The 12755-nt window shown below is 57.2% G+C and carries 8 protein-coding genes; all 8 read left to right on the top strand.

Going from position 1 to position 12755, the window contains the following annotated elements; translation table 11 throughout:
• Positions 1–69 precede the first annotated feature (69 nt).
• The 8 genes from tssJ (at position 70) to METAL_RS14920 (ending at position 12729) form a co-directional block, all read left to right on the top strand.
• Positions 70–570, top strand: coding sequence for a type VI secretion system lipoprotein TssJ (gene tssJ / locus METAL_RS14960; protein ID WP_005373577.1), 501 nt, complete (start codon positions 70–72; stop codon positions 568–570).
• A 160-nt stretch (positions 571–730) separates the two neighbouring features.
• The gene (gene tagH, locus METAL_RS14955; RefSeq protein ID WP_005373575.1) at positions 731–2347 is read left to right on the top strand and encodes a type VI secretion system-associated FHA domain protein TagH; all 1617 of its coding nucleotides are present in this window, start codon (positions 731–733) and stop codon (positions 2345–2347) included.
• A 34-nt stretch (positions 2348–2381) separates the two neighbouring features.
• Positions 2382–3719: a type VI secretion system baseplate subunit TssK gene (gene tssK / locus METAL_RS14950; RefSeq protein WP_005373573.1), complete on the top strand. Its 1338-nt coding sequence runs from the start codon at positions 2382–2384 to the stop codon at positions 3717–3719.
• A gap of 5 nt (positions 3720–3724) precedes the next feature.
• A complete protein-coding gene (gene icmH, locus METAL_RS14945) occupies positions 3725–5053 on the top strand; it encodes a type IVB secretion system protein IcmH/DotU (protein ID WP_005373571.1) in 1329 nt (442 codons plus the stop codon).
• A gap of 8 nt (positions 5054–5061) precedes the next feature.
• Positions 5062–8607, top strand: coding sequence for a type VI secretion system membrane subunit TssM (gene tssM, locus METAL_RS14940; protein ID WP_005373569.1), 3546 nt, complete (start codon positions 5062–5064; stop codon positions 8605–8607).
• Positions 8604–10223 carry a type VI secretion system-associated protein TagF gene (gene tagF / locus METAL_RS20105; RefSeq protein ID WP_005373568.1) on the top strand — a complete coding sequence of 540 codons (1620 nt, stop codon included), beginning with the start codon at positions 8604–8606 and terminating at the stop codon, positions 10221–10223. Before tssM ends, tagF begins: the two co-directional genes overlap by 4 nt.
• A 227-nt stretch (positions 10224–10450) precedes the next feature.
• Positions 10451–11308 carry a hypothetical protein gene (locus tag METAL_RS22020; RefSeq protein WP_342633113.1) on the top strand — a complete coding sequence of 286 codons (858 nt, stop codon included), beginning with the start codon at positions 10451–10453 and terminating at the stop codon, positions 11306–11308.
• Positions 11296–12729, top strand: a complete 1434-nt coding sequence (locus METAL_RS14920) for a type VI secretion system contractile sheath domain-containing protein (protein ID WP_005373563.1) — start codon at positions 11296–11298, stop codon at positions 12727–12729. The genes METAL_RS22020 and METAL_RS14920 overlap by 13 nt, the downstream gene beginning before the upstream one ends.
• The last annotated feature ends 26 nt before the right edge of the window (positions 12730–12755 follow it).

Below are 12755 nucleotides of genomic sequence, written 5' to 3'. Positions count from 1 at the left end.
AGAAAAATCGGATCGCCTTGAGTATCTACGAAGCTCTCGAATGTAAGTGTTAAAAGTGGAAATGAGTAAATGAAACGATCCCGTTTTGTACCGGTTTTGAGTTTTGTATTGTTGCAGGCTTGCGGCAGCGCGCCTCCGGCGCCCCCTGCCCCCGTGCCGGAGCCGCCGACCGTCGTGAATTTAAAGATCAGCAGCGCGGCAAACCTGAATGCGGACGCGATCGGTGCCGGCGCCCCGGTCATGCTCCGGATTTATCAATTGCGGGAGACCAGTGCCTTTAATTCCGCCGACTTTTTTTCGCTGTTCGATAAGGATCAGGCGACGCTGTCCGCTGAAATGGCAAGGAAACAAGAACTGCTGATCAAGCCGAACGACCATCTGTCGCTTTCGTTGCAGCTGGAGCCCGACATCAAAACGCTAGGAATCTTCGCCGCTTTTAGGCTGCTGGATAACGCGCAATGGCGCGCCATGCTACCGGTGACAGCTCACCAGACGCAAACGGCCGAAATCAAACTGCAAGGCAATACGGTGCGCGTTGAGCCGCTCCAACCGGGCATAAACAAGCCATAAGGAAGATGCTTGTTGAAAATATGGCAATATTTGTATCATAGGCGTTTTTAATGATTGGCTGTTTTCTCGGTTCGATGCTCTGGTCCGCTTCCCCTTATCTGTCAATTCAGTTCTCCGCTCATTTGTCCGTGCTGCCGTTCAATCGTTGGTGGGGGCGAAGATGACATTGATCATTAAAGCCGTCAGTTACAAGGATGCGCCGCTGACGTCAGAAATCAGCGTTCGGTTTGAAGAGCAGGGCGGTTCGATCGGACGTTCGCCGGATAACCAGATGGTGTTACCCGATCCCGAAAAGTACATCTCCCGCCTGCATGCCGAGATTCAATACGAAAGGGGGCAGTATTTCATTCAGGACTGTAGCGCCGGAGGGACTTACCTGGAACAGCAGGGCCAGCAGCTGCAGCAGGCCCGAGCGGCTTTGACCGATGGCGAAAAACTGCGCATCGGTGAATATGAACTGGTGGTGACGATAATCGAATCGGCGCCGGCATTCTCGCAGCCTTATCAGTCTTATGTAGAGCCTGTCCGTCAGCTGGATTTGGCCGATAGCAGCGCCTTGGGCGGACTTTCTGGCCCTCAACCCAGTGTCGCAGTAAAAACCGAAACACATCAAAGTTTCATCGAACAGCCCGATGCTTCGGTTTTTCATCAAAGCTTTACCCCACCGGAAGCCCAAGCGGATCCTCGGCTTCAGAAGAAGGAAGAGGTGAAAGATGATCTCGACTTCGGCGATCTACTCTCGACCCTGGATCATTTGTCGGCTTCCCCGTCTGCGCCGGACGGCCGCGCTTTTAAGCCGTCAGCCTCGAGCCCTTCATTGCTTTCCGATTTCCCCGAACTGCCAGCCGATTTTTTTGAGGAAGAGAGTATGCTGGAATCCGCTAAGATGTCGGCTGCCACTTCGCCGCACCTTGATACGGCGGATTTGCCGGCTTCGCCGTTTAATACCGCGGCAACCGATCAAGAGGAACTGGTAGCGGCGAACGAGCTACCTGCGTCTCCATTTTCGTCAAATCCATTCCCAGAGGCAGGTTCCGGACGCGAAGCTGATCCAGCCGCGCCCTTTAGCTTGGAGACGGCAATTCACAGTGTCGAGGCGAGAGAACCGGAGGCGGTAGCTCCAATACCGAAGCCCCATGTGGCTCCTCAGGAAGCCCGGGTGCGCATGACCGCCCCTTCCAATACTGAAAGAGCGGCAGCGGACAGCGAACTGATTCGTGCATTTCTAACCGGGGCAGGGATTGACGATTCCCAGTTTTTGTCACCGGAACAATGGTCGGAGTTGTTCCGGACCTCTGGCGAACTGCTGCGCAGCATGGTCGAAGGACTGATGTGCGTACTGCGCGCCCGCGCGGAGCTGAAAAGCCAGTTTCGCGTTTCGGTGACCACGATGCGGTCGGTCGACAATAATCCGTTGAAATTTACCCCGAATGTCGATGATGCGCTGCGCCTGATTCTGGCGCCGACGAATCCCGGCTTTTTGACGCCGAAAGAAGCGGTGCGGGAAGGATTTGCGGACATCATGAATCATCAGATGGCGATGACCGCCGGCATCCAGGCCGCGCTGGCGGATATTCTGCGCGGTTTCGATCCCGAATTGATCGAGAAAGCCCAAGGCGAAGGGATCCAGTTTCAGAAAAAAGCCAAATGCTGGGAGCACTATACGAATCAATACCCGAAGCTGAAGGCTTCCGCCCAGGAAGACTTTTTCGGGGACGCTTTCGGCGATGCTTATGAGCAGCAAATGCAGTTGCTGAGCCGCTCCTCAAAACAATAGCCTTATTACCGCACTTCTGCCGGGAAACCACAATATGTCTGAACACAATAGGGTAGTCTGGTCCGAGGGAATGTTCCTTCGTCCCCAGCATTTCCAGCAGCATGACCGCTATTTTGAAAGCCTGCTGCATGGCTTGTCGCTGGGCATTCACGCCTATGCCTGGGGCTTTGCAAGCCTGAAACTCGACCAGGGATGCCTCGCGATCGGCAAGGTCGGGCTTTGCGAATGCAAGGGCGTCTTTCCGGACGGCACTCCCTTCAACCTGCCGCAAGACGATGATCTGCCGATGCCGCTGGACGTACCCGAAAATGAAAAGGCCAGTATTGTCTATTTGGCCTTGCCGCTGCGCCGGTCGGATGCTACCGAAGTCGACAGCGAGGCTTTTCCGGACAACATGGCCCGTTACCGCCTGACCGAACGCCAGGTCCGCGATCATAACAGCGGCTCCGACGGACGCTACGACGTACAGATCGGCGCACTGAAGCCGCGCCTGATGTGCGAAAGCCAGGAGCGTTCGGGCTATGTCTGTCTGGGTATCGCCAGGGTCGTCGAAGTGCGCGCCGACAAGACGGTAATTCTCGACAAACAGTACATTCCGCCGGCCGTGCACTGCGCCTCTGCGGGCCTGTTGGGCAGCTTTGCCGGCGAGTTGCAAGGCTTGCTGCATACGCGCGGCGAAGCGTTGGCGGGACGAGTCGCCGGCAGCAGCCAGGGCGGCGTGGCAGAAATCGCCGACTTCATGCTGCTGCAGCTGATCAACCGCTACGAACCGCTGCTGGCGCATCTGGCCAATACTTCGGTGATGCATCCGGAAGATTTTTTCCGGCTTTGCCTGCAAATGGCCGGCGAATTGGCGACCTTTTATCGCCCCGGCAAACGGCCGATTGCGTTTCCCGATTACCGGCACGACGACTTGAAAGCCAGTTTCATTCCGTTGATTGACGAACTGCGTAGCCTGTTGAGCATGGTGCTGGAACAGAATGCGGTGCAGTTGCCGTTGGCCGAAGCCCGGCCTGGCGTCTATGTCGCAAAACGCCCGGAATTACAGTTGTTGGAGGGTGCAATTTTTGTGCTTGCCGCGAAGGCTCAGGTATCTTCCGAATTGATCCGCAGCCATTTCCCGCCGCAGGCTAAGATTGGCCCGGTCGAAGACATTCAATTGCTGGTGCGTTCGGCGCTGCCCGGCATTGCGATTCAGGCCTTGCCGGTCGCGCCGCGGCAGATTCCTTACCATGCCGGTTACTCTTATTTCGAGCTGAACAAGCAAAGCGAGCTATGGGCAAAAATGGCGGCTTCCGGCGGCTTTGCGATTCATGTCGGCGGCAGTTTTCCGGAATTGGAACTCGAGTTTTGGGCAATTAGAAAAGGTTGAACGGTATGAATCCAAGCAATCCTTCAGGACCCTTCGATGACGGCGATCGTACGATCATCCGGCCGATGCCGGGTGGACGCAAGCCCGCCGCCGCACCGACGGTAACGGATATTCCGCCGGTGCCCCCCATTTCTCCGGCACCATCTTACCGTCCCACAGCCCCCGTGGAACTACCCCCTGCCGAGTTTAAGCAGAATCCGATCGTTGCGGCGGCGCTGTCGCTGATCTCGCTGGCCGGGCGGCTGCGGCAAACCGCGGTGTATCCGGCGGTTGAGGAACTGCGCCAACGGATGAGCAACGAAGTGACTCTGTTTGAAAACCGGTTGCTGCAATCCGGGATCAGCGCCGACCATACCCGTATGGCCAGTTATGCGCTGTGCAGCTTTCTGGATGAAACGATTTTGAATACCCCGTGGGGTTCGCAAAGCCAGTGGGGTCAGCAAAGTTTATTGATCTCTTTCCATCGCGAAGCCTGGGGCGGTGAAAAGTTTTTTGATATTGTCGCGGCATTGGTCAAACAGCCGGCCCAGAATCTGGTGCTGATCGAATTGACCTATCTTTTTATCAGTCTGGGATTCGAAGGCAAGTACCGGATATTGACGAACGGTGCGAACGCGCTGGAGAAATACCGCGCCGAACTGTATCAGTTGATTCAGCGCGTGAAGGGCGATAGCGAACGCGAACTGTCGCCGCGCTGGCAGGGCTTGAAGGACGTGCGCAATGCGCTGGTCCGGTATGTGCCGCTCTGGGTGGTCGGCGCGGTATTGGGCGTGCTTTTGCTTCTGGTTTACATCGGGTTTGTTCTGGCATTGAATGCGAGGTCCGACCAGATTTATAAGGACCTGTTCGCGCTGGCCAAACAGCCGGTCGAGATCGCGCACGCGGCGATTCCGGCGCCGGTCGTAAAACCGGCGGATCCGGATCGGAAGGAACGTTTCAAGCGGCTGCTCGCGAATGAAATTGCGGCAAATATGGTAGAAGTCGTCGACGACCGGCTGCTTCGGATCCGAAACTCGTTTGCCTCCGGCAGTGACCAGTTAAAGCCGGAATTCAGGCCGATGCTGAGAAAGATCGCGGATGAGTTTGCTGCCGGCAAGGACAATGTGCTGGTGACCGGGCACACCGACGACAAACCGATCGTGTCGGCGCGCTTTCCTTCCAACTGGCATTTGTCGCAATCGAGAGCCAAGCAGGTCAGCGAAATATTGAATAGTCTGGCCACGCAAAGCGGGAAGATCCGCTATGAAGGACGGGCCGAAAGCGAGCCGTTGATCCCGAACGATACGCCGGAGCACAGGGCGATCAATCGTCGCGTCGATTTACTGATTTTGTGAGAGCGCAAATGGGAAAGCTCAAGGCATTTTTTACCAATAAATGGGTGATTCAGTTTCTAGGGCTGGCGGCGCTCAGCTGCCTGGTATGGTTCGCGGGGCCGCTGATCGCGATCGCCGGCAGCGTGCCGCTGGAGTCGGCGCCGGCGAGGATACTGGTAATTATCGCTTTGTTCGTGATTTGGGTGATTTTTCGGCTGGTCATGCAGCTTCGTGCCGGCAGCACCGAGAAAAAACTGGTCGAGCAATTGGTCACCGGCGACAGTGATCATGTGGCGGCAGCGTCGGCCGATGAAGTCGATATGTTGCGTAAAGGCTTCGAGGACGCGTTTGCGGTATTGAAAAAATCGCGCACAGGCAGTAAATCCTCTGGCCAGTTTGTTTATCAATTACCGTGGTATGCGATCATCGGACCGCCCGGCTCCGGCAAAACGACTGCACTGATCAATTCCGGCCTGCATTTTCCGCTCGCCGAAAAGCTCGGCAAACATGCGATCCAAGGAGTCAGCGGGACGCGCAATTGCGATTGGTGGTTTGCCGATAATGCGGTTTTTCTGGATACGGCCGGCCGTTATACGGCTCAGGAAAGCCACAAGGCCGTCGATGCGGCCGGATGGGCCGGATTTTTGGCGCTGATCAAAAAATACCGTCCGCGTCGGCCGTTAAATGGCGTGATCGTGGCGACCAGCCTTTCCGATCTGCTGCAGCAGTCCGAGCAGGAGCGCCTGCTGCATGCGAAGGCCGTGCGTGCGCGGATTCATGAGCTTTATCAGCATCTCGGCGTACGGCTGCCGGTCTATATGATGTTTACCAAGGCCGATCTGGTGGCTGGCTTCAACGATTTTTTCGCCGATCTGACTCCCGAGCAGCGCGCCCAGGTTTGGGGAGAAACCTTTTCGGCCGACACCCTGACCGGCGATCAGGATTTACCTGCGCGTTTCGCGGATTCCTATGACGAATTGCTGCAGCGCCTGCAGAATCTGACGATCGGACGGATTCAGGACGAGCGCGATGTGCGCCGGCGTGGCGCGATTCTGGATTTCCCGCAGCAAATGACATTGCTGAAACCCGCGCTGCTGGATTTTTTACAGGCAACTTTCGCGGCAAACCGGTATGAGCAGCCGGTACTCCTGCGCGGCTGTTATTTCACCAGCGGTACCCAGGAAGGCACGCCGATCGACCGGATGCTGGGCATCCTGGCCGGCGCTTTTCACCTGGACCGGCAGGCTGTCCCGATGTACAGCGGCCAGGGAAAGAGTTTCTTTCTGACGCGCCTGCTGAAGGATGTGTTGTTTCCCGAAGCGGAACTGGCCGGTCAGGATCCGAAACTGGAAAAACGGACGCGCTTACTGCAGCTGAGCGCCTATGCCGGCGCCGGGCTCGTTTTTTTGGCCGTGATTTCGCTCTGGACGGTCAGCTATTTCAACAATCGGGCCGCGTTGGAACAGATCGAAGAACAGATTGAGCAATACCGCACGATCAAAATGTCCGCAAGCAGTACCCAGGATAATTTTCGGGTATTGTTGCCGCGTCTGAATATTTTGCAGACGGCGCGGAATGTATACAAAGAGGCCGGGCTATGGACCGGATACGGCCTGTCGCAGGGCGACAAGATCGAGGCGGCCGCAGGCCATGCCTATGAGGCAATGCTGCGCGAGTATTTTCTGCCTTCGATCATGCTGCGTTTGAAAGAGCGGATGCAGGGGGCTGAAGGCAATAAACTCGACGTGCTGTATGAGCTGCTGAAGGTTTACCTGATGTTCAACCAGACTGACCGGCTGGTGCCGGAAACTGCGATGGCCTGGGTGCGCGCGGACTGGGACCTGCAATACGCCGGCGATCCCGAAGCCGTTGCCCAATTGGCCGGGTATCTGGATAACCTGCTCAAACTGCAGCTCGACCCGGTGCAGATCGATCAGGCTTTCGTGAACTCGGTTAGAGGCAAGCTGACGCAGGTGCCGCTGATCGGCCAGATTTATTCACGCTTCAAGTCGGAGACATCGCTCGACCAGGCGCATGATTTCCAATTAGGCAAGGCCCTCGGTGTGGATGGCGCGCGAGTTTTCACCCTATCGGACGGCAAGGATTTTTCGTCTTATGCGATCCCGGCGGTGTTCACCGGTTACGGCTATAAAGAGCTGTTTTTGACCAAAAGCCGCGATTTCGTGAAGGATGCGGTCGAGCAGAACTGGGTGCTGGGCAGTCAGGCCAGACTGGAAATCGCGGAAGTCGAAAAACTGCATGCCGAATTGAAGAAGCTGTACGTCAACGAATATAAAACGGTCTGGTCGGACCTGATCGCCAAGCTGAAGCTTCAACCCGCGTTGACGACGAGCCAGACCGCCCAGATGCTCGACATTCTGTCCAGGCCCGACGGTCCTTTGCGCAAATTGCTGGACGGCATCGAGGCGAATACGGCATTCAGTCAGTTAAGCAAACAGGCCAGCGACTCGATGGCGAAAGCGGTCGGTAGCGCATTGAAGTCGCCGGATACGAAGACCTCGCAATTGCTCGCTTTGGCCAAAAACGCGGCCGGCGTCGATGCCGGGCCCGATCCGGCCCTTGCGGCGGAGGCGCAGTTCGAGCCTTTGAACAATCTGGTGCGCGGCGGGCCGGATAAACCGGTAGCGCTGGATTCGGTATTGCAGCAATTGAAAAGCCTGCGCGATTACTTTCTGCAATTGAGCAGCGCCAATACCGGCGGCCAGGCCTTGCAGAATCAGGCGAGCCTGTTTAGCGGCGCCGGCACGGACGTGCTGAAACAGGCGCAGCTCGAATTTGCCCGCCTGCCCGAACCGTTGAAAGGCTGGCTGCAAATCGTCGTGAACAGCGGTGGGCAAAAACTGTCTTCGGCAGCCAAGGGCCAGCTGAGCGAAATGGTCAAAACGGCCGTCGCCTCGCCCTGTAAAGCGGCTTTAACGGGACGTTATCCGTTCAATGTGAAAACGAATCAGGACGTCCTGCTGGCCGATTTTTCGAAAATCTTTGCGCCTTCCGGGCTGATGGACCAGTTTTTCCAGGCGAATCTAAAACCCTTTGTCGACACCAGCAGGCCCGTCTGGTCTGAAATGGTGGCCGAAAAGCCGTTAGGTTTGTCGCAGGAGTCAATCCGTCGGTTTCAGCTGGCGGCCAAGATCCGGGATGCCTTTTTCGCCGCCGGGCCTTCGCCTCAGGTGCAATTCGAGCTGAAACCGCAGGGGCTCGATACGAATGTCGGGACCTTCCGCCTGCAAATCGAAGGCCAAGAGGCGGTTTATCGGCACGGTCCGGAACAGGCCACCAGTCTGAAGTGGCCTGGGCCGACTCCCAGCCAGGGTGTGCGGATCGTCTTCGAAAGTCTCGACGGGCGTCAGGCCAGCCGCAGTAAGGAAGGCACCTGGGCTTTTTTCCGGTTGCTCGACGAAGCGACGATCGAACCGACTTCGGCGCCGGAAAAATTCAATCTGACGTTTCAACTGGACGGTATGAGCGCGCGCTATGAGCTGCGCGCGGCCAGCGTGACGAACCCATTCAATCTGCGGGAACTGCAAAGTTTCCGTTGTCCGGAAGGTTTGTGATTCAGCCGCAATCCGCGCCGGGCTTTTACGGCAAGATCCCGAGCCACGGCGACTTTTTATCCCGGCGTTTGCCGCGCCAGTTTATCGAACCCTGGGACCAATGGCTGCAGGCGGGTTTGACCGCCAGCCGCGAGCAATTGGGTCCGGCCTGGCTGGATACCTTTCTAATTAGTCCGATCTGGCAGTTCGCCCTGCCGGCGGGTCTGTGCGGGAACGATGCCTGGGCCGGGGTCATGATGCCGAGCGTCGACAGGGTAGGGCGGTATTTTCCGCTGACGCTGGCCGCGAAAGTCAATAACTGGCCGTTGACCGATCTGTTCGAGCCCGATTGCAGCTGGTTCGAGGCGTTGTCCCAACTGGCGCTGTTTTCGCTCGATTATGATTTCGACCTGGACAGTTTTGATGGCAGGTTAGAGCGCCTGCATCTTCGCGAATTCGTTTCGGTGCAGCCGATTCGCTATGGCCAGGAGCGGCTTGATACCGCTTCGGCTCGACAGGCTTTTCATTTCCGGCTCGATACGGCCGCGGATACGCCCCGGGCCTTGCGCCAGATTGGGAGCCGGTTGGGCGCACGTTTTTTGGAACGTTGCAGCTACTGGCGCTCGACCGCGCTTGAAGCTTCAGAGACTTCCTTTTTGCTCTGCGACGGGATGCCGCCGGTCGATGCTTTTGTCGGGTTTCTGAATGGCGTATGGCCGAATCGCCAATGGAACTTGTCGAATCTTAGCTTGGCCGGGAGTTTGCCGGTAACGGACACCAAGGTTTCGCAACCAGCGATCGAGGCCGAAGCTTCTTCAACCGGACCGGCCGCGGGCGATCCGGTTTGGGAGCACGGAGAGATTACGCGCGGCCGGGAGACGCGTGCCCCGTTACGACGCTCGGGCGCAAAATGGGTGACGGAGAGCGCCGGGTTGAGCGTGGTCGGGATGCGGCGTAAGCTCAATGAAGACGCGATCCTGGAGAGGTGCGAGGCCGGGATGTGGGCGGTGGCCGATGGGATGGGCGGGCACAGCGCGGGGGATGTTGCGAGCAAAACCGCGGTAGCGGCCCTGGCGAAGATTTCCGGCCAAGATGGCATTGACCGCTATCAGGAACGGGTCGAGGCATGCCTGCAGTCGGTCAATCGCGAACTGCTGCGTATGGCCGAAAGTCGGGGCCATGGCCAGATTATCGGCAGTACGATCGTAGTGTTGCTGATATCCGGCAAGCACTTCCGTTACCTTTGGGCGGGCGACAGCCGTTTGTATCGTTACCGGCAAGGGATTCTCGAGCAATTGACCCAGGATCACTCCTTATCACCGCCAATAGCGGACGGCGGGCTTGGCGCCTCCGAGGCTTCAGCCGTTCCGGTCCATGAAAATGTGATTACGCGTGCGGTCGGGGCGGATGAGCTGCTGGAGCTCGACGCTGGGGAAGGAGAAATTGCCGATCGGGATTTGTTTATTTTGTGCAGCGACGGGTTGATCAAGGAACTCGCGGATGCGGATATCATCGCTTATTGCATGGCAGGGTCCCCGGAAGAGATTGTTCGGAATCTGGTTCGCGAAGCGGAAATGAGAGGGGGCAGGGATAATATTTCGGTAGTCATCGTCTCGGTCGCCTGCGAAAAACTTTGAAAAACTCTTTAAGAAAGGGTTTAATGTATGTGAATTTAAAGAGCTTTACGGTTTTAATAAAGCTTGAATTCGGCAAGAAAACCTAATTGAAATGTTTGACGGACGCCGGTTTTGACGGAGGGATGGGGGCGGACGCTGGGTTTGATACGGATTTTTTACCTGCCGTTCCCGTACTTCTTTTTAAACCGTGCCAACCGCCGACGGATCCTGCAATAAAATTTTCAGTCATGGGCAATTTTCAATTACAGAGTGTGAGTAACATGACGCCAACCCTAAATCTTCATAAAAATTCAGCCTCAGGCCAATTACCGGATTGCCGTGCACCCAGATTGCTTCGTTATGCCGCGCATGCGGTTTTGACGGCCGAGGTCCCGCTGGGAAGTATCGAGTCGGCTTTCGCGAATCCCTGCAGCATATATTTTAATCAGAATTCACAATCCGAAGTTTCAGCGGCCCGATTTTTTCCGACTTTGGCAGAGCTGGATCTTTCCAGTACCTGTGCCAATGCCCTTTTTGGCGGGCCTAACGAATCAACTAATTTCGAGGCCCTTGCGCAATTGACTCCCTATCAAGCGCTGGCGCAGTCGACGCTGGCGATCTCGGTTGCCAACCAGCAGTTCCGCAACGTCAAGAACCGGCTGATGCTGCTGCGCCACAGCGACTGGGGCGGCTTCATCGTCAGCGGGGTGAGCGGTCCCAACCTGCTGGCGTCTGCAGGCCTCCCCGGCCAGTCCAGCGGCGGTGCCGGCGGCGACAAGGACAGCTCGCTCGACAGGCTCGGCGTGTTCATGAACGGCAACTTCGATGCCGGCGACAAGGATGCGACGAAGCGGGAGTTGGGCTTTGAGTACGACTGGTCAACTGGCAGTTCAACAATGATCCCGCGCAGAACGTCTTTACCGTCGTCAGCGACAACCCGGACCGCAACTATGCGAACCTGGGCGCCGGCATGTCGGCGACGTTCACGCACGGGCTCTCTGCGTTCCTGTTTTACGAAGCGATGGTGGGACGCGAAAACCTGTCCGAGCACTCGATTAATCTCGGCGTGTGCAGCGAATTTTAGGACTGGCCGATGCGTATCCTGATCCTGGGCGACTTCAGCGGGGCCGGTATGCGACGGGAAGCGAAGCGGCAAGGTTTTGGCGAGCGCGTCATTCATCAGGTGGACATCGATAATTTCGATGCGGTGATGGCGCGGATCGCGCCTCGCCTGCATCTCGATGCCGACGTGGAACTCGCGTTTCGGCAGATGGACGACTTCCATCCCGATACGCTGTTCCGAAATCTCGAAATATTCCAGGAGCTTGCCCGCGTCAGGAAGCGGCTGAACGACGACGCGACATTTGCGCAGGCGGCGGAAATGTTGCGCGGCCTGATGCAAGTTGCGGCGCCTCCGGTAACCGACGGGGAACCGTCCCCACCCGAAGACGATCAGGCGACCTTTGATCGCCTGATCGGAGGGCGCGCCGTGCATCCTGAAGGTTCCCGTAAGAATCCAGGCGCATCGGTTACGGCCCGGTATATCGAGCAGATCGTGGCTCAGTATATCGTGCCCGACCCCGGGCCTTTCAAAGCCGTTTACCTCAAAGCGGCGGACGAGGCGTTGAGCGTGAAAATGCGGGAGTTATTGCATCGGCCGGATTTTCAGGCGCTCGAAGCGGCTTGGAGAGCGATGTGGATATTGGTTTCGAATCTCGAAACCGGGGAGCATCTTTCGTTGCATCTGCTGGATGTCGGCAAGGATGAATTGTTCGAAGAGATAAGCGCTGCGAGGGAAAACCTGAGCCGCTCCGCTTTGTATCGCCTGCTGGCAGGGCAAAACGCCGGTTCGTTCGGCGGGGAATCCTGGTCCGCGATAATCGGAAATTATACCTTCGGCAGCGATCCTGAAGACGTCGCTTTGCTGGCGGCGTGCGGCTTGGTGTCATCTCAGGCCGGCGGCCCCTTTATCGCTGCGGCCGATTCCGGACTTTTGGGGTGCCGCGTCCTGGCCGAATCGCCTGATCCTCACGACTGGAGCGAGATGAGTCCGGAGGCGGAAAAACGTTGGGCGGCGTTGCGGCAGACGCCGATCGCTCCGTGGCTTGGCTTGGCGTTGCCCCGAATTCTGCTGCGCTTGCCGTACGGGGGCGATTCCGATCCGGTCGAATCTTTTGCGTTTGAGGAGACTGCACAACCTTACCCCCATGCGGACTTTTTATGGGGTAACCCGGCTTTTTTTTGCGCATTGCTGTTGGGTCGTTCCTATCTTGGGCGCGGCGATGCGATGCGGCCTGGGGATGACTTGCAAATCCACGATCTGCCGGCGTACATTTTAAAACAGGACGGCGGTTCAACGCTGTTGCCGTGCGCGGAAACGCATTTGACCGATCGGGCAGCGGAAAAAATTCTTGGCCTCGGAATCATGCCCTTCCTGAGCCACCGCAACGGCAATGCCGCGCGTCTGGCAAGGTTTCAGTCGCTTGCCGATCCGCCTGCGGCCTTGCGTGGCTTCTGGACCGGTTGAGGACTCGGTCCGTCCAATCGAAGTGA

Source organism: Methylomicrobium album BG8 (assembly GCF_000214275.2).
Classification (GTDB): Bacteria; Pseudomonadota; Gammaproteobacteria; order Methylococcales; family Methylomonadaceae; genus Methylomicrobium; species Methylomicrobium agile.
This window is presented reverse-complemented; position numbering and strand designations above follow the sequence as displayed.